This is a genomic window from Pseudomonas sp. SMV7 (assembly GCF_052041995.1).
Lineage (GTDB): Bacteria > Pseudomonadota > Gammaproteobacteria > Pseudomonadales > Pseudomonadaceae > Aquipseudomonas.
Genome location: NZ_JBKGGT010000005.1, coordinates 1 through 16,978, shown reverse-complemented (window position 1 = coordinate 16,978; position 16,978 = coordinate 1). Strand labels below are relative to the sequence as shown.

20 protein-coding genes are annotated in these 16,978 nt (G+C 65.6%); 5 read left to right on the top strand and 15 right to left on the bottom strand.

Features of this window, described 5'->3' with window-relative positions:
* Positions 1-2: 2 nt before the first annotated feature.
* A complete protein-coding gene (locus ACLEJP_RS07875; protein ID WP_440805324.1) occupies positions 3-1,103 on the bottom strand; it encodes an efflux RND transporter periplasmic adaptor subunit in 1,101 nt (366 codons plus the stop codon).
* 168 nt (positions 1,104-1,271) lie between these two features.
* Here ACLEJP_RS07875 and ACLEJP_RS07870 point away from each other — a divergent pair, with 168 nt between their 5' ends.
* Entirely contained in the window at positions 1,272-1,913 is a 642-nt protein-coding gene (locus ACLEJP_RS07870) for a TetR/AcrR family transcriptional regulator (RefSeq protein WP_440805322.1), read from the top strand.
* Between the two features lie 144 nt (positions 1,914-2,057).
* Here ACLEJP_RS07870 and ACLEJP_RS07865 read toward each other — a convergent pair whose 3' ends face one another.
* Positions 2,058-2,834 carry a class I SAM-dependent methyltransferase gene (locus tag ACLEJP_RS07865; RefSeq protein WP_440805320.1) on the bottom strand — a complete coding sequence of 259 codons (777 nt, stop codon included), beginning with the start codon at positions 2,832-2,834 and terminating at the stop codon, positions 2,058-2,060.
* Between the two features lie 104 nt (positions 2,835-2,938).
* On the opposite strand from ACLEJP_RS07865, the gene ACLEJP_RS07860 reads away from it, so the two are divergent.
* Positions 2,939-3,559: an energy transducer TonB gene (locus ACLEJP_RS07860; protein WP_440805318.1), complete on the top strand. Its 621-nt coding sequence runs from the start codon at positions 2,939-2,941 to the stop codon at positions 3,557-3,559.
* An 8-nt stretch (positions 3,560-3,567) separates the two neighbouring features.
* Here the strand turns inward: ACLEJP_RS07860 and ACLEJP_RS07855 are convergent, their stop codons facing one another.
* From ACLEJP_RS07855 to ppc, 8 genes are all read right to left on the bottom strand, one after another.
* The gene (locus tag ACLEJP_RS07855) at positions 3,568-4,257 is read right to left on the bottom strand and encodes an extensin-like domain-containing protein (RefSeq protein WP_440805316.1); all 690 of its coding nucleotides are present in this window, start codon (positions 4,255-4,257) and stop codon (positions 3,568-3,570) included.
* Positions 4,257-5,087 carry an isocitrate lyase/PEP mutase family protein gene (locus ACLEJP_RS07850; RefSeq protein WP_440805313.1) on the bottom strand — a complete coding sequence of 277 codons (831 nt, stop codon included), beginning with the start codon at positions 5,085-5,087 and terminating at the stop codon, positions 4,257-4,259. The genes ACLEJP_RS07855 and ACLEJP_RS07850 overlap by 1 nt, the downstream gene beginning before the upstream one ends.
* 28 nt (positions 5,088-5,115) lie before the next feature.
* Positions 5,116-5,985 (bottom strand): DUF72 domain-containing protein, encoded by an 870-nt coding sequence (locus tag ACLEJP_RS07845; protein ID WP_440805311.1) that lies wholly within the window; start codon positions 5,983-5,985, stop codon positions 5,116-5,118.
* 3 nt (positions 5,986-5,988) lie between these two features.
* Entirely contained in the window at positions 5,989-6,279 is a 291-nt protein-coding gene (locus ACLEJP_RS07840; protein WP_225776583.1) for a hypothetical protein, read from the bottom strand.
* Between the two features lie 130 nt (positions 6,280-6,409).
* On the bottom strand, positions 6,410-7,084 hold the full coding sequence (tsaB, locus tag ACLEJP_RS07835) for a tRNA (adenosine(37)-N6)-threonylcarbamoyltransferase complex dimerization subunit type 1 TsaB (RefSeq protein ID WP_440805308.1): 675 nt from the start codon (positions 7,082-7,084) through the stop codon (positions 6,410-6,412).
* 137 nt (positions 7,085-7,221) lie between these two features.
* Positions 7,222-7,872: an adenylate kinase gene (gene adk, locus ACLEJP_RS07830; RefSeq protein WP_046616115.1), complete on the bottom strand. Its 651-nt coding sequence runs from the start codon at positions 7,870-7,872 to the stop codon at positions 7,222-7,224.
* Positions 7,873-7,882: 10 nt separating this feature from the next.
* Complete coding sequence (locus ACLEJP_RS07825) at positions 7,883-8,089, bottom strand: hypothetical protein (RefSeq protein WP_440805306.1); 207 nt, start codon at positions 8,087-8,089, stop codon at positions 7,883-7,885.
* Positions 8,090-8,129: 40 nt separating this feature from the next.
* On the bottom strand, positions 8,130-10,757 hold the full coding sequence (gene ppc, locus ACLEJP_RS07820) for a phosphoenolpyruvate carboxylase (RefSeq protein ID WP_440805305.1): 2,628 nt from the start codon (positions 10,755-10,757) through the stop codon (positions 8,130-8,132).
* Between the two features lie 154 nt (positions 10,758-10,911).
* Between ppc and ACLEJP_RS07815 the strand changes: the two genes are divergently transcribed.
* From ACLEJP_RS07815 to ACLEJP_RS07805, 3 genes are all read left to right on the top strand, one after another.
* Entirely contained in the window at positions 10,912-11,256 is a 345-nt protein-coding gene (locus ACLEJP_RS07815; RefSeq protein WP_225776579.1) for a pilin assembly protein, read from the top strand.
* Positions 11,257-11,525: 269 nt separating this feature from the next.
* A complete protein-coding gene (locus ACLEJP_RS07810; protein ID WP_440805302.1) occupies positions 11,526-11,939 on the top strand; it encodes a DUF4398 domain-containing protein in 414 nt (137 codons plus the stop codon).
* Positions 11,940-11,989: 50 nt separating this feature from the next.
* Entirely contained in the window at positions 11,990-12,781 is a 792-nt protein-coding gene (locus tag ACLEJP_RS07805) for an OmpA family protein (RefSeq protein WP_289134704.1), read from the top strand.
* A 178-nt stretch (positions 12,782-12,959) separates the two neighbouring features.
* On the opposite strand, the gene ACLEJP_RS07800 is transcribed toward ACLEJP_RS07805, so the two are convergent.
* The 5 genes from ACLEJP_RS07800 to ACLEJP_RS07780 form a co-directional block, all read right to left on the bottom strand.
* Positions 12,960-13,286 carry a hypothetical protein gene (locus tag ACLEJP_RS07800; RefSeq protein WP_012270795.1) on the bottom strand — a complete coding sequence of 109 codons (327 nt, stop codon included), beginning with the start codon at positions 13,284-13,286 and terminating at the stop codon, positions 12,960-12,962.
* Positions 13,283-14,206, bottom strand: a complete 924-nt coding sequence (locus ACLEJP_RS07795; protein ID WP_440805300.1) for an alpha/beta hydrolase — start codon at positions 14,204-14,206, stop codon at positions 13,283-13,285. Before ACLEJP_RS07795 ends, ACLEJP_RS07800 begins: the two co-directional genes overlap by 4 nt.
* Positions 14,178-15,455 (bottom strand): flavohemoglobin expression-modulating QEGLA motif protein, encoded by a 1,278-nt coding sequence (locus ACLEJP_RS07790; RefSeq protein ID WP_440805298.1) that lies wholly within the window; start codon positions 15,453-15,455, stop codon positions 14,178-14,180. The genes ACLEJP_RS07795 and ACLEJP_RS07790 overlap by 29 nt, the downstream gene beginning before the upstream one ends.
* A gap of 139 nt (positions 15,456-15,594) precedes the next feature.
* The gene (locus ACLEJP_RS07785; RefSeq protein ID WP_440805295.1) at positions 15,595-16,143 is read right to left on the bottom strand and encodes a hypothetical protein; all 549 of its coding nucleotides are present in this window, start codon (positions 16,141-16,143) and stop codon (positions 15,595-15,597) included.
* A gap of 29 nt (positions 16,144-16,172) precedes the next feature.
* Positions 16,173-16,877, bottom strand: coding sequence for a TetR/AcrR family transcriptional regulator (locus tag ACLEJP_RS07780; RefSeq protein WP_170034060.1), 705 nt, complete (start codon positions 16,875-16,877; stop codon positions 16,173-16,175).
* Positions 16,878-16,978 lie beyond the last annotated feature (101 nt).

The window sequence follows — 16,978 nt, the reverse complement described above, 5'->3', positions numbered from 1 at the left end:
ACTTACTCCTTGACCGTCAGGTTCACTACACGGTTGGTGCGGTCCACGGGGCGTACTTCCTGGCCCTCGCGCAACACGTGGCCGCCGGCGGCCACGATCCAGTCCCCCGCCTCGAGGCCTTCGAGCACCGGCACACTGTCGGCCCCGTAGGCCCCCAGGCGCACCACCACCCGCTCCAGGCGGCTGTCCCGGTTGACCCGCCAGACATACGCCTGGCCGTTCTCTGCGGTAACCGCAGACAGCGGCACTGCCAACGGGATCAGCCCTTCATGGGCAATGAATACCCGGGCGCTCTGGCCCAGTTCCGCCGGCGTGGCAGCGGAGGTGAAGGCGATACGTGCAGCGAAGGTGCGCGAACGCGGATCGGCGGCCGGTGACAGCTCGCGGATGCGCCCCTGGAAGCGCTCCTGTGGGTGCGACCACAGCTCCACGCTCACCGGCTGGCCCACGGCGAAGCGGGCGAACTGCTGCTCCGGCAGGCCGATCAGCACTTCCCGTTCGCCATCGGCAGCGAGGGTGAACACGGTCTGCCCGGCCGCAACCACCTGGCCCACCTCCACCTGGCGCTTGGCAATCACCCCGGCCTGCGGCGCACGCAGCACGGCATATTCGGCCTGGTTGCCGGCGACGTCGAACTCGGCCTTGGCCTGCTTGAGGCGGGCCAGCCCGGCGCGATAGAGGTTTTCCGCATTGTCGTACTGCGACCGGCTGACCATCTGCCGGTCCAGCAGTTTCTGGTAGCGATCGCGCTCGGCACGCACCAGCGACAGGTTGGCCTCGGCCGCCGCCAGCTGGGCACGGTTGGCTTCCAGTTGCAGACGTACATCCTGGGGGTCGAGCTCGGCCAGCGGCTGCTCCGCCTTGACCCGCTGCCCTTCTTCGACCAGGCGCTTGCTGACCTTGCCAGCGATGCGGAAGGCCAGCTCCGGCTCGAAGCGCGCCCGCACTTCGCCGGGATAACTGTCGGCAGCGGCTTCCGCCGGCTGCGGCTGCACCACCAGCGCCGGGCGGGGCGTGGCCGGTGGGGCTGCTTCCTGGCCGCAGGCTGCCAGGAACAGCACGGCGGCGGCGGGCAGGGCGAGGGACAAGGCATGGCGCAACATGATGAATCCTTTCGCGAGGGTGCACGTCTGAATATTTATACTGGCTAGTATATTAAATCAGGCGACCGGAGCCGGGAAGCCGGGCCGGTAAAAAATCGACATTGACCCAGGTCGCGATCTGCAGCCGGAAGCCGTTCGAGCCGGTAAGATGGTCATCCTTTAGAAAAGATGCGGGTTCCCATGTCCAACGACGCACCCATCGGCCCGGGCCGGCCCAAGGACCTGGCCAAGCGCGAGGCGATTCTCGAAGCGGCCAAGGCGCTGTTCCTCAGCCTTGGTTATGCCAACACCAGCATGGATGCGGTCGCTGCGGCGGCAGGTGTTTCAAAACTTACCGTGTACAGCCACTTCACCGACAAGCAGACGCTGTTCGGCTCAGCGGTCATGGCCACCTGCCAGATCCAGCTGCCCGACCTGCTGTTCGAGTACCCCGATGGCGCCCCGGTGGAAGAGGTGCTGCTGAGCATTGCCCGTGGCTTCCAGGCGCTGATCAGCAGCGACGAAGCAGTCAAGCTCTGCCGCCTGATCATGGCCCAGGGCAGCCTGGACCCGAGCTTCGGCGAGTATTTCTACGAAGCCGGGCCCAAGCGCGTGCTGACGGGGATGGAAGCGCTGCTGCGCGAGGCGCATGCGCGCGGGCTGTTGCATATCGACAACCCGCTGCGGGCGGCAGAGCACTTCTTCTGCCTGGTCAAGGGCGCACCGGATTATCGCTTGCTGCTCGGATGTGCGGGGCCGCTGGAGGGCGATGAGGCCGAGGCGCATGTGCGCGAGGTGGTCGCGGTGTTCTTGCGGGCATTTCAACCCTGATACCACCGGGTTGCAGGGGCGGCCTAGTCGCGAAAGGGCTGCGAAGCAGCCCCGGCAATGTTTGTGGCGCAGCTGAAATCTGCGGGCCGCTGCGCCCCATCGCGACGCAAGGCCATTCCTGCAGGGTATTGCAACCCTTGGGGTTCAGGCCTTCAGCGCCTTCTTCGGGTAAATGTCATACCGGCTCGACTTGCCCTCCAGGCTGTGGCTCGGTTTCGGCCCGTCGATGATCGGTGCCTTGCGTGGGCGCTTCACCACCACTCGGTGGCTGGCCAGCGCCAAGGCCGCTTCAAGCAGGGCCGGGGCGTCCAGGTCATCCCCCACCAAGGGCCGGAATACGCGCATTTCCTTCTTCACCAATGCGCTCTTGTCACGGTGCGGGAACATCGGATCGAGGTAGATCACCTGCGGCGCCTCCCCCTCCCAGGCACGCAGGCGCTCGATGGCATTGCCGGTCAGCAGGCGCATGCGCCCGACGATCGGCGCCACCTCTTCATCAGCCCGGGCCCGCGCCAGGCCGTCTTCCAGCAGCGCGGCGATCAGCGGCTGGCGTTCGATCAGGGTCATCTGGCAGCCCAGGCTGGCCAGCACGAAGGCATCCTTGCCCAACCCTGCTGTGGCATCGAGCACCTGCGGCCGTACCCCCTGGGCAATCCCCACGGCCTTGGCGATCATCTGCCCGGTGCCACCACCAAACTGACGCCGGTGCGCAGCCTGGCCCTCGACAAAGTCCACCCGTACCGGCCCCGGTGCCTGCGGGCCCAACTGCTGGATCTGCAGGCCATCGACACCGACCTGTACGGCAAACCCGGCGGCCTCGTCCTGCAGCGGCAGGCCGAGGCGTTCGGCCCACGCCGCAGCTTGCCCCTCGAATTCCACCGACAGTGCCTCGACCCGGATACCTGTGCCCTGCTCTTCCATCATTCACACCTGAAAATTGAACCCAGCCATTAAGGTATCGGCCATCACGGCCGATACAGGCGATATTCCGCTATTCTGCCAGAGCACAACGCGCGCGACTGCCCATGACAGATACTCTTCCCATCGGACTGACCTACCTGTCGCCTGTCGGCAACTACAGTCAGCACAACACCCAGGCACTCGGGGGCGTCAGCCACCTGTGGCAGGATTTTTTTGCCCGGGCGATGGCCGAGCAGCAGGAAGAGCCAGCAGATAGCGTCAGCCAGTCGTTCGTCCGTCATGATCAGGACACAGGTGAACCCATCGGTGGCGCCCGTGCCCTGGCACTGATCGACGCGCAGCGGTCCTGCCCGGTGCATGACACCGTGGTGGCCCCGCCCGAGCCCTTGTTCCTGCCCAAGGCCGAACTCGAGGCCAACCTGCTGCCGCCGGCCCCCGAGCCGTTCAGCGCGGTCGAACTGATCGAGCAGCAGCGTCAGCTGGATATCAGCAACAGCTGGCTACGCCCGGTGGTGATGAGCCAGGGCCAGCCGCTTGCCGAGCCTGGCCCGGGCCCAGCGCCACGGCCGTTGTTCCTGCCCATCGCCGAATTCGAGACCGACCTGCTGGACCCGGCACCCGAACCGTACGACGACAGCACCCTGGCCAAGCAGCAGACCGAGCTGGCGTTCGACCTGCACTGGGCGCGCCCGGTGGTGCTGAACAACGTGCGCGTGCACGCCTGAGACTGAGGTTAACGGCACACCTGCCAGCGCCCCATGTCCAGGTGAAAGTGGTCGCGGTGCGCCGCGTTGTAGTCTGGCCCCAGTACCGTACTGAAACTGTCGCAGGCCGCCTGCTGGACCTCGCGCAGGAAGTCCGCCTTGCGCCCGCCCGCCTGCCAGTCACGCGCCAGCACGATGCGCTGACCGTCCTGCAGGCGAAAACCGCTGATATCCAGGGCGTTGGCCGTGGCGTGCTGGCTCAGGCTGCCCTGTTTGCGATGGTACAGGTTGCGGCAGGCAAAACTGCCCAGGTGGTCGACCTGTATCACTGGCTGGCCCAACACCCGCTGCGCCACCGGTTGCAAGCCGTGCTGCTCGAACAGCGCGTAGGCCACTGCCAGCGGGCAACTGGCGAGGAAGCTGCTACTGAGCCGCGCCTGGCCGCCTTCGATTCGCCATACGTTGTGCAGCGGGCAGTCGGCCGCTGGGGAACTGTCGGCTTGCGCGCGGTAGCGCAGGCGGCTGGTTGCCAGCGCCTGGCGACACAGCAGCGGGTCATCCCGCAGGCGTGACAGCTTGTAGGGGGTCAGCAGGTTGGGCGGCTGGCGCACGTCCAGCGGAGCCCAGGGGTTCCACACCGGCGGCGGCCGCCAGCCGAAGTGCCAGGCCAGGCCGGCCAGTGCCAGCAGGCCGACCAGCAGCGTCGGCACGACCCGCATCAGCGGCGGAACAGCGCGTTGAGCTGGGCGAACGGCAAGGCCTGATCAGCGTAGCCGAACGTGCCCTCTTGGCGAATTTCCAGCGCGGCCCGGTGCAAAGCCCCCAGCGCGGCGCGGGCCAGCGACGAGCCGACACTGATGCGGCGTACACCGAGGTCCTGCAGCTGGTTGACGCTCAATGGCACGCCTGGCATGCCCATCAGCACGTTGACCGGCCGTGGCGCAACGGCTTGCACCACCGCACGGACTTCCTCGACAGTGCGCAGCCCGGGGGCATAGAGCACATCGGCGCCGGCTTCGGCATAGGCCTGCAGGCGCCGGATGGTGTCGTCCAGGTCCAGGCGGCCGTGCAACAGGTTCTCGGCCCGCGCGCACAGGGTGAACGGGAACGGCAGGCTGCGCGCGGCGTGCACAGCTGCGCGCACACGCTCTACCGCCTGCCCGAGGTCATAGATCGGCCTATCGCTACGGCCACTGGCATCTTCGATGGAACCGCCCACCAGGCCCACTTCGGCAGCGCGCAGAATGGCCTGGGCGCAATCTTCCGGCAGGTCGCCGAAGCCGTTTTCCAAGTCCGCCGCCACCGGCAGTGCCGTGGCATCGACGATTGCGCCAGCATTGCCCAGCGTATCGTCCAGGCTCAAGGCGCCTTCGGCATCGGGCCGGCCCAGGCTGAAAGCCAGACCGGCACTGGTGGTCGCCAGCGCTTCGAAGCCCACGCTGGCCAGCAACCTGGCAGAGCCGGCATCCCACGGGTTGGGGATGACGAAAGCACTGTCACGCTCATGCAGCGCCTTGAAGGCTTCGGCTCGCAGGGTTTGCACATCCATGGTTCAACCTCCGGCAGTCAGGGAGTGCTCATAGTAGCCCCAGTTGTTCGACCTCGGGCGCACGCGGCAATTCCGGCAGTGCGGCAAGCCCTGGCAGGCGGTGCATCAGGCGCTGGTGAAAATGCTGGGCCAGGGCAGCGGCCAGACGGTTGTCCGAAGTGTGCAGGAAGATGTACGGGCTGCGGCCTTCCTCGATCCAACCGGCCACCTTGTCCACCCAAGGGCTGAGAAACGCCTCGTTGGCCTCCAGCTGCGGATGGCCGATGAAGCGCACCTGGGGGTGCTGGCTGAACGCTGCGGGGCGTGGCGGTACCCTGGGCTTTTTCGCTTGCGCATGCAGCACTGCCGGGTCACGCGAGGTGCAGCTGAACAGCGCGCGCGGGTCCAGGCAGATGCGCTCCACGCCGCGCTCGTGCAGCAGGCGGTTGAGCAGCCGCTCTTCTTCACCCTTGGCAAAGAAGGCCTGATGGCGCACTTCCACCGCCACCGGCACCACAGCCTCATCGAGAAACTGGCAAAGTTCGCCCAGCCGCGCCGGGCCGAACTGGGCCGGCAACTGTAGCCAGTACGGCGATACACGTGGCCCCAGCGGGGCCATCAGGCGGGTAAAGGCGAAAGCGGGTTCGAGTTGCTCGCGCAGGTCGCCGGCGTGGCTGATATCCCGGGGAAACTTGGCGGTAAAGCGGAAATGCTCGGGCATCACCTGCGCCCAGCGGGCGATGGTGCCAGGGGCCGGGCGCGCATAGAAGGTGGTGTTGCCCTCGACGGCGTTGAACACCTGGCTGTACAAGCCAAGCATTTCATTGCTGTTGGCGTCGGCGGGGTACAGGTAGTCACGCCAAGCGTTTTCGCTCCAGGACGGACAACCGAGAAAATAAGGCAGGGGGGATGGCGTCATCCCTCAAATGTACAGGTCCAGCCCCAGTACTTCCATGTCCCAGTCGGTAAAACCGGCGGTGCTCAGGTAGCTGGCCAGCGCCGTGGCGGTGCGACGGTCGCGCGCACGGGGGAAGATCATGTCCTGCTGGCGGGCCGGCAGGCCACCGCTGCGACGGCGCGCAGTGGCTTCCTGAGGCGTGGCTTCAGCCTCTTCGACCAGCTCGGCATCGTCGATGGCCTCGTCACGTACCGCAGCCTTGCGCGGCGTGCGCTTGATCGGGTAGGACTGCGGGGTAAAACCGTCGATACGCATGGCATCAGCACTCAGGATCGATGATGGCAATTTAGCAGCATCAGGAATCCATCGCTAATGCTCGAGTGATAACTGGACCACAGATCGCGCAAAAGGTTTTCGGCTGTCGGCGCTAACCGACGAACAGCACTCAGAATTTTTTCGGCGTCGCCACGTTGTCGCGCAGGTACACCGGTTGCGCCTGCTCGGCGGCGATCGCCTCACCGCGCGCCCAGGCGAAGCTGGCCAAGCTGAGAATATCCATGGCATTGGGCAGGGCACTGGCATTGCTGGCCGCCACTTGCACTGCCAGGCGCTCGGCATAGCCCCAGCCGGTGCCGGCACCGAACCAGTCGCCACTGCTGCCTGCCGGCAGCGCCACCTGCTCGGGTGGCAACACCGCCTCGCGGCCAACCAGGCGCATTTCGCCCGCCGTGGCCTGGTAGCAACCCCAGTACACCTCGTCCATGCGCGCATCGATGGCGGCAGCCACCTGCTGCACGCCTTGCTCGCGCAAGGCGCCCTGGGCCAGGGCGGCCAGGTTGGACACCGGCAACACCGGGCGCTGCAGGGCGAAGGCCAGGCCCTGGACCACGCCAATGGCGATACGCACACCGGTGAACGCACCCGGGCCGCGGCCAAAGGCGATGGCATCCAGCGCATTCAGGGCCACGCCAGCGTCAGCCAGCAACTGCTTGATCATCGGCAGCAGCTTCTGCGCATGCATGCGCGGGATCACCTCGTAATGGCTGGTTACCTTGCCGTCATGCAGCAGCGCGACGGAACAGGCTTCGGTAGCGGTATCCAGGGCCAGCAGGGTGGTCATCGAACAGGTTTCCAGGTGCGAAGAAAAAAGAGCGGCAGTATAGATCAGTGGCGGCGTCGTGTCCCTAGAGGGCCGCTGTGCGGCCGAAAACGACCACGGCCCGCAAGCGGGCCGTGGTCGAGTGCGTCAGGCGCTGATCAGCTCAGGGCTGCCAGGACCTTGGCGGTGATGGCTTCGACCGAGCCAACGCCTTCGATGTGGCTGTACTTCGGCTTGCCACCATTGGCAGCCGACAGCTTCTGGTAGAAGTCCACCAGCGGCTTGGTCTGGCTGTGGTAGACCGACAGGCGATGGCGAACGGTTTCTTCCTTGTCGTCGTCGCGCTGGATCAGGTCTTCGCCAGTCTCGTCGTCCTTGCCTTCCACCTTCGGCGGGTTGTACTGGATGTGGTAGGTGCGGCCCGAGGCCAGGTGCACGCGACGGCCAGCCATGCGGCCGACGATTTCTTCGTCGTCCACGGCGATTTCGACCACGGCGTCGATGTCGACACCGGCAGCGACCATGGCTTCGGCCTGCGGGATGGTGCGTGGGAAACCGTCGAACAGGCAGCCCTTGGCGCAATCAGGCTGGGCGATGCGCTCCTTGACCAGGCTGATGATCAACTCGTCGGAGACCAGCTGGCCGGCATCCATGACTTTCTTCAGTTCCAGGCCCAGCGGGGTACCGGCCTTGACGGCGGCACGCAGCATGTCACCGGTGGAAATCTGGGGGATACCGAACTTCTCGGTGATGAACTTTGCCTGAGTACCTTTACCGGCCCCGGGAGCTCCCAGCAGAATTACGCGCATCTCGTGCTCCTCAAATTTTTTTATGAAATTCAATGGATTCGGCGACCAGGGCCAAGTCCGGAAAATCGGGTATGACCATAAATCGGTCAGAAGGCTGCTCAAGATACACAGCGCCCGGCAGCCAGACAAGCGTCCCAAAGTTGCAGGAATGCGCCACCAACGGCTGGCCTGGCAGGCGGTTGCGCCCGGCGCAACCACCCTCCTCGTGCACACCCATGCTGTGCCTGAGCTTCCCCCAGCCTACCCCGCGCCGACCCTCAGCCGGTATTGCGCAGGCCCGCCGCAATCCCCGCCACCGTGACCAGCAAGGCCTGCTCCAGCGGGCTGTCCAGAGCGGCTTCGCGGCTGCGCGAGCGGGCCAGCAACTCGGCCTGCAAGCGATGCAGCGGGTCCAGGTAGGTGTTACGCAGGCGGATGAATTCCAGTGTCTCGGGGCTGTGCGCCAGTAGCACCGGCTGCCCTGTCAGGCCCAGCACCACCTGGCACGACTGCGACAATAGGTCGCGCAGGTGCGCGCCCAACGGCAGCAAGTGCGGTTGCACTAGACGTTCGTCGTAGGCCTCGGCGATCTGCGCATCGGCCTTGGCCAGGACCATCTCGAGCATGTCGATGCGGGTACGGAAGAATGGCCAGTGCTCGCGCATCTGCGCCAGCAGTTCGCCCTGCCCCCGCGCCAGGGCGTTGTTCAGCGCCGTTTCCCAGCCCAGCCAGGCCGGCAACATCAGGCGGGTCTGGGTCCAGCCGAAGATCCACGGGATCGCCCGCAGGCTTTCGATGCCCCCGGCGCGACGCTTGGCCGGGCGGCTACCCAGCGGCAGACGCCCGAGTTCCTGCTCCGGCGTCGCCTGGCGGAAGTACTCGACGAAATCGGGGTTGTCGCGCACCACGCTGCGGTAGGCCTGGACGCCATCGGCGGCCAGCTGGTCCATCACTTCGCGCCAGGCCGGCTGCGGTGGTGGTGGCGGTAGCAGGGTGGCTTCAAGGACGGCAGCCAGGTACAGGTTGAGATTCTGCTCGGCAATGCCCGGCAAGCCGAACTTGAAGCGGATCATCTCGCCCTGCTCGGTGGTGCGGAAACGCCCCGCCACCGACCCCGGTGGCTGCGACAGGATGGCCGCATGGGCCGGGCCGCCACCGCGGCCAACCGTGCCGCCGCGGCCATGGAACAGCAACAGCTCGACCTGGTGCTCGGTGCAGATGCGTACCAGCTCTTCCTGGGCCCGATACTGCGCCCAGGCCGCTGCGGTGGTGCCGGCGTCCTTGGCCGAGTCGGAATAGCCGATCATCACTTCCTGCGGGCCGCGCAACCCGGCGCGATAGCCCGGCAGGCCAAGCAGGCGCTGCATCACCGGGCCGGCGTTGTCGAGGTCGGCCAGCGTCTCGAACAAAGGCACCACGCGCATGGGGCGGGTGAGGCCGGCCTCCTTGAGCAACAGTTGCACCGCCAGCACATCCGAAGCGGCACCCGCCATGGAGATGACGTAGGAACCCAGCGAGGCCGCCGGCGCGGCGGCGATTTCCCGGCAGGTGGCCAACACCTCGGCGGTGTCCGCCTGTGGCCGGAAATGTGCCGGCAGCAGTGGCCGGCGGTTGTTCAGCTCGGCCTGGAGAAACGCGATGCGCTGCTCTTCATCCCAGTCGGCATAACGGCCCAGGCCCAGGTAGTCGGTTATTTCGCTCAGTGCATCACGGTGGCGGGCCGCGTCCTGGCGCACGTCCAGGCGGCCGAGGAACAGGCCGAAGGTCACGGCGCGGCGCAGGCAATCGAGCAGCGGGCCTTCGGCAATTACCCCCATGCCGCATTCGTGCAGGGATTGGTAGCACAGCTCCAGCGGCGCGATCAGGTCGCGGTTGTCCACCAGCACGTCGGCACCGGCCGGTTGGCTGCCGGCCAGGGCCGCATGCGCCCAGGCCCGGGTTGCCCGCAGGCGCTCGCGCAACTGCTTGAGCACGGCCCGATACGGTTCGGCGCTGTCGCCCACCCGCTCGCGCAGGGCCGCGTTGGCCTGCTGCATGGACAACTCCGAGGCCAGTGCATCGATGTCGCGCAGGAACAGGTCGGCGGCCATCCAGCGCGCCAGCAACAACACCTCGCGGGTGACCGCTGCCGTCACGTTGGGGTTGCCATCACGGTCGCCGCCCATCCAGGAAGCGAAGCGGATCGGCGCGGCTTCCAGCGGCAGGCGCAGGCCGGTGGCCTCCAGCAGGGCCTTGTCGACCTTGCGCAGGTGGCTGGGGATGGCATGCCACAGCGAATGCTCGATCACCGCGAAGCCCCACTTGGCCTCGTCCACCGGCGTCGGCCGGGTACGGCGGATTTCCTCGGTATGCCAGGCTTCGGCAATCAGCCGGCGCAGGCGCTCACGCACCTGCTGACGTTCGCTCGCGGTCAGGTCGCGGTGGTCCTGGGCGGCCAGCTGGCCGGCGATCGCGTCGTATTTCTGGATCAAGGTGCGGCGCGCCACTTCGGTGGGGTGCGCGGTGAGCACCAGCTGGATATCGAGCTTGGCCAACTGCCGGGCCAATGCATCGTTACTGTGGCCCGCCTGTTTCAGGCGCGCCAGCAACTCGGGCAACACCCGGGCCTCGAACGGCTCGGGCTGGTCGGCATCGCGGCGGCGGATCAACTGGTACTGCTCGGCCATGTTGGCCAGGTTGAGGAACTGGTTGAAGGCCCTGGCCACCGGCAACAGGTCTTCTTCGGCCAGGTCGGCCAGGGTCGAACTCAGTTGCTCGGCAGCGCCTCGGCGGTCGGCCTTGGCGCTGTGGCGAATGTCCTCGATCTTCTGCAGGAACGCCTCGCCATGCTGCTGGCGAATGGTTTCACCTAGCAGTTCACCCAGCACATGGACATCTTCTCGCAAACGCACATCGATATCGGTCATTGGCCTTTTCTCCGCCGCGGCTGTGGGCACCCCTTCTGCTGAAGAGTGCCCACAGCCGGGCGCCAATGGCAAGCCGTGGTCGGTCAAAGCAAACTAAAGTGAAAGCACAGCACTCCCAAGCCATGCAGACCAGCAGGCGTAAACAGAGGCCATCATGAAAATCCGTGAACTTGCCCAGCACTGGGAACAGAATGCCGCCGGCCCCCTCAGCCGTACCGGCCATGTCCTGCACCTGGACCTGGAATCCGAAGCGCGCCTGGCCGCGCTGATCGACATGTACCCCAAGCGCACTGCGGAGGAGCTGCTCGGCGAACTGGTCGCTGCGGCCCTGGAGGAGCTGGAAGCCAGCTTCCCTTATGTGCAAGGCCGGCAGGTCATCGCTACCGACGAGGAAGGCGACCCGCTGTACGAGGACATCGGCCCTACCCCGCGCTTCCTCTCCCTGTCGCGGCAGCATCTGCACGACCTGAGCAACCCCGCCGCCGACAGCGAAAAATGATCCCCTGCGTTCTGTTCCGGGCCCGGCAAGGCCCGGAATACCGCGCCAGTAGCGGAAAGTTCCGGTCATGCCAGCGCTGACCGATCAGTCAGAAATAGTTGCCTGAAAACGGCACTTTTTTCTGAACTATCCGAAAAACGACCCAGTCACAGCCAATAGCCATCACGCTAAAACCCTGCACACCGTTGTGCACCGTTGAACTGAAGCGCGCGGGGGTCAGGGAATAGCGATGGACTGCTACGGACAACGTCGTAAACAGGAGTGATCCAATGGAACTGACCACCAAGAAAACCCGCATTTGCAAACCGTCATCCACGCAGGTGCGCGGGTTCAGGCTGGCCGTGCTGGCCCTGGGCAGTAGCCTGGTCCTGGCCGGCTGTGCAGGCAACCCGCCGACCGAGCAGTATGCGGTGACCCAGTCTGCCGTGAACTCTGCCGTCAGCGCTGGCGGCACCGAGTTTGCCGCCGTGGAAATGAAGGCGGCCCAGGACAAGTTCAAGCAGGCCGAAATCGCCATGCACGACAAGAAGTACGACGAAGCCAGGCGCCTGGCCGAGCAGGCCGAGTGGGACGCCCGCCTCGCCGAACGCAAGGCTCAGGCGGCCAAGGCCCAGAAGGCCGTGCAGGATGCCCGCCAGGGCGTTCAGGACGTACGTGAGGAAGGCCTGCGCAGCGCTCAGTGAGCCCTGCCCCGCCAGCCTCTGCCTTCGCACACGATCAAAGGATGAACACTATGCGCAACCACGTCATGATTCCCGCCCTGCTGGCCCTGAGCGTCGGCCTTGCCGCCTGCTCGCACGACCCGAATGCCAACCTGGAAGCGGCCCGCAGCAACTTCTCCGCGCTGCAGAGCGACCCGCAGTCGAGCAAGGTCGCAGCGCTGGAAACCAAGGACGCCCAGGACTGGCTGAACAAGGCCGACAAGGCCTACATGGAGCGTGAGGACGAGCAGAAGGTCGACCAGCTGGCCTACCTCACCAACCAGCGCGTCGAGGTGGCCAAGCAGACCATCGCCCTGCGTACTGCCGAAGGCGAGCTGAAAAACGCCTCGGCCCAGCGTGCCCAGGCCAAGCTGGATGCCCGCGACGCGCAGATCGCCAAGCTGCAGGAAAGCCTCAACGCCAAGCAGACCGACCGCGGCACCCTGGTCACCTTCGGCGATGTGCTGTTCGACTTCAACAAGGCCGAACTCAAGAGCAATGCCTACCCGAACATCACCAAGCTGGCGCAGTTCCTCCAGGAAAACCCGGAGCGCAAGGTGATTGTCGAGGGGTATACCGACAGCGTCGGCTCGGCCAACTACAACCAGACCCTGTCCGAACGCCGCGCCAACAGCGTGCGCATGGCGCTGGTGCGTGCCGGCGTCGATCCGGCGCGCATCGTTTCCCAGGGTTATGGCAAGGAGTACCCGGTCGCGGACAACTCGAGCAATTCGGGGCGTGCGCAAAACCGTCGCGTGGAGGTGACCATCTCCAACGACAACCAGCCGGTGGCCCCGCGTTCGGTGAGCCAGGTACAGCAGTAAGGCTGCCTACCTGAACTGACAAGCCCCGCGATCGAAGCGGGGCTTTCTTTTGCCTGAACTGGCCTCTTCGCGGGCACGCCCGCTCCCACAGGTACGGCGCCAGTTTCGAGCTTTGCGCGATCGCTGTGGGAGCGGGCGTGCCCGCGAAGAGGCCAGCACAGGCAATGAAGTTCTAGGATCACTGCACCTGCTGCGGGGTTTCCTCGCCCATGCAACGCACCGCGCGCTTGCGGTTGTCGACCAGCACGCCGGTCAGGCCTTTCTGCTGGGTGTCGAACAGCACCAGCACCCCGTCCACGCACTGCGCCACCTGCGCTGCCGGGTCCAGCGAAACCTTGTAATCCTCGCCCGGGATGGTCTTGAGCATGGTGAAGTCCTGCAGCAACAGGGCATCTTCGGGCTTGGCGAAATGCAGGTAACCGTAGTACCACAGGGCCCCCACCGTCACGATGATGCTGCCGATGCCGGTCAGGATCAGCGGGATGGCGTTGCGTTCTTCACTCATTGCTTGTTGTTCTCGTCAGGGTAGTTGGGCACTTCGGCCAGCCGCCGCAGGCCGTTGAAATGGGCAGGGTCGTCGAGGAAACGCAGCATTACCTGGCGCCAGGTCGGGTCGGCGAAGGTCTGCACGTGGCCCCCGCGCGTCAGTTGCAGCACCCGTGGTGGTGGCGCGTGCTGGTACAGGCGAATACCGTTGTCCAGCGGCACCAAGGTGTCGTCGATACTGTGGAAAAACAGCTTGGGCGGGCTGCGCAACTGCTCGATCGAGTGAATCGCGCTGTCGCCATCCGGCACCAGCCACGACAGCGGCACCTGCAACGGCCAGGTCATCCAGGAGGTGCTGAGGGCAAAGCGCCCGACCGCCCGATAGCTGGCCGGCACGCCATCGAACACCAGGGCGCTGAAGCGCTGGCGCTGTTCAGGGTGTGCCGCCAGGTAGTGGATGGCCATCGCCCCACCCAGGCTCTGCCCCAGCAGCACCAGCGGCTTGCCCTGGACCTCGGGCGCCTGGTCCAGCCAGGCCATGGCCGCCGCAATGTCCTGGTACACCTCAGGCAGGCTCGGCTCGCCCTGGGACAGGCCATAGCCGCGATAGTCGATCATCAGCACCTGGTAGCCCTGCTCCGGCAGCCAGTAGCTGCCGCCCAGATGCCCCGGCAGGTTGCCACCGTTGCCATGCAGGTGCAGCACCGTGCCCTTGACCGCGACCCCGGCCTTGGCCGGCAACCACCAACCGTGCAAGCGGATACCGTCGGCGGTGGTCAGGGCGACATCGCGGTACTCGAGCCTGGCCCGCTCCGGCGTGAACGGCTGGCCACGCTCGGGATAGAACAGCAAGCTGCTGCAACCGGCCAGGGCCAATGCGGCCAAGCCCAGGGCCAGCAGGCGGCAGCGCTCAGAGAATATTCGCGTAGTCGGCTTCAATACGGTCCAGGCTCAGGTGGTTGAGGAAGTTGGAGAAACACATCCAGGCTGACAGCGCGTTGAGGTCACGGAACTGCTCGGGCAGGTACTTGGGCGGCTCGACCAGGCCCTCCTCGACCAGTTGGCGCAGGGTGCGCATGTCTTCCAGGGTGGTCTTGCCGCAGAACAGCAGCGGGATCTGTTCGAGCTTGCCTTTCTTCACAGCCAACTGAATGTAGTTGTAAACCATGATGAAGCCCTTGAGGTAGGACAAGTCCTTGGTAAATGGCAGGCCGTTGGGCACCGAGCCACGGAACACACGGCTGGCGTTGCTGTAGCTTTGCGCCATTTCGAAGCCCTGCTCGCGGAAGAAGCTGTACACCTGCATGAAGTCGGCGCCCTCCTCGACCATGTGGATGGCGCGGGTGCGGTTGGTGAGCTTGCGCAGGCGGCTGGGATACGAAGCGAAGGCGATCACTTCCATGAGGATGGCCAGGCCTTCCTGGGTCACCGTCGACGAGGGTGGGCCCTTGGCCAGGAAGGTGCAGATCGGCTGGTTCAGGCCATTGAGCGTGGTGCCCACGTGCACCAGCCCTTCGTGCACCTCCAGGGCGCGTACGTCACGGGCGTTGAACATGGCGTCGGCGCGCACCTTGATGTAGTCCGCCCCGGCCGCAGCGTCAGCGACGATACCGTCGGACTCGAACACGCGGATGGTTTCCTCAGCTTCGCCGAACACCTTGTTCAGCCGGCGCTGGAGGATGGCCACGGCTTCCTTGGCAGTGAGGTTCTTCGGTTCGTCCTTGAGGTCGCCACGGCCATCGATGTTGTTCAGGTAGTCCGACAGCATCAGGCCCAGGTCGGCCAGGGTCGGATCACCGGCGTGGAAGGCATCCGAGGCCGCGCCGTACAGCTCCTGGGAAATCAGGCCGAAGTCCTCGGTGCCGCGCGCCTCGAGCATGCGGATCACCATGCGGTACTCGCGGCACATGCGCTTCATGATCTGCCCGACCGGGTTGAACTGGCCAAGCTGGCGGATGATGTCGCGCTCGATACCCTGGAACTCGGCCTTGACCGCACTGGAATCGAACGACAGCGGGCGCGACTGGTAGTAGGCATGGTCGATCGCCGGCGGCTCCTTGCCCTTGGCCTTCAGGAAGCCTTGGCGAATGTTGTCGTCCCACTTCACCGCGTCCAGGACCCGAATCGGGGTCTGCGCCGCAACGATGCGGTCGGACAAGGCACGGATGGTTTGCTGGTATTCGTCCACCGGGGACTCCTTACTAGTACAAGAAACCTGTGCCGGCCTTTTCGCGGGCTTGCCCGCTCCCACAGGAACGGCGCCACAGTCGAGATCAGCGCTGTACCTGTGGGAGCGGGCAAGCCCGCGAAGAGGCCGGCACAGTTGATTACTTGCCCGAGCGCTGGAACCGCGCCACTTCGACGAACAGGTCGGAGTTGGCCGGGTCGTCCAGGTAGGCCAGCACCCGCGCCGCCGGGCTGTCGATCAGCACGCCATCACCGTTGTCTTCCGGCACCTCGGTACTGCGCCCGATCAGTTCCTTCTTGTCCACCGCCTGCTGCACCTGCTCGACATCCAGGTTGTAGATCACCAGTTCCTTGCCATCGACGATATCGAAACCGCCGATGAGGAAGTTGCCACCCAGGCGCTTGGGCACGCCAGCCGACAGGTACCAGCGGTTGCCATGGCGCGACACGGTGAACACGTATTCCTCGGGGGCCTTGCCCTTGGCCGTGGCCACCGCCTTGTAGGCATCGCCGCCACTGCGGCTGATCACCAGCTTCAGTGGCTCGCCCCAGGCATCCTTGCTGCTCCACTTGCCCAGCAGCGCCTTGGGCGCCGCCTGGTTGCTGGGCAACGGCTCGTGGAAGGTCACCAGACAACCGCCCAGCAGCAGGAATGACAGAGTCAACAGCACCACACGCCAGGCTTTCATCCGGTTCTCCTTGAAAAGTCAGTCTCGGCTCACGCCGATGCCAGCACCAGCTGCAGGTATCGGGTAAGCATAGCGAGCATCTGCCCATCGGCTTGCGCGTTGGCGTCCTTGAGCAGGCCCTGATATTCCATCTGCTCGATAATCGCCGTCAACATCTGGGCGTCCTGTTCCGGTTGCCGGGAGCCGACCACTTGCAGCAACTGCCGGGTGCCATGCAACAGGATCTGGTCGTGGGCGCACACCAGTTCGGCCAGCCGCGGGCACAGCAGCGCCTCCTGGCGGAAGGCCTGCTCGGCGATCAGGTAGTCGCGGCGATTCAACAGCTGGCGTTGCACGTAGTCGGCGGTCATGCGCGCCACTTCGTCGGCCAGCCGTGCCCGCGCCTGCGGGCTGCCATCGCCCTGGGCGAGCAACTGGCGCAACACCACCTCGGTGTTGGCCCACAGCTTGGCCATGTAGGCGGCGCTGCGCTCGACGTACTGGGCGAAGGTATCGGTGAGCAGGTCCTCGATGTCCTTGAAGTAGTAGGTGGTGGCCGACAACGGCACGCCAGCCTCGGCGGCCACTGCGCGGTGGCGCACCCCGCGTACGCCGTCGCGCACAACGATGCGCATGGCGGCGTCGAGGATCAGCTGGCGGCGCTGTTCGCTGCCTTGGCGGGCAGTCTTGCGGCCTTGGTATTGCACGCTTTCGGCGACGGCGGTGGCGATGCCGGCGGCGCCCTGGTGAGGCATTGCGGGTGTCACGGGGGTACCTCATGGACAGTGTTTCGTCTGTGCCGGCCTCTTCGCGGGCGCGCCCGCTCCCCCAAGGGCCCCACCACAACCCAGAGCTG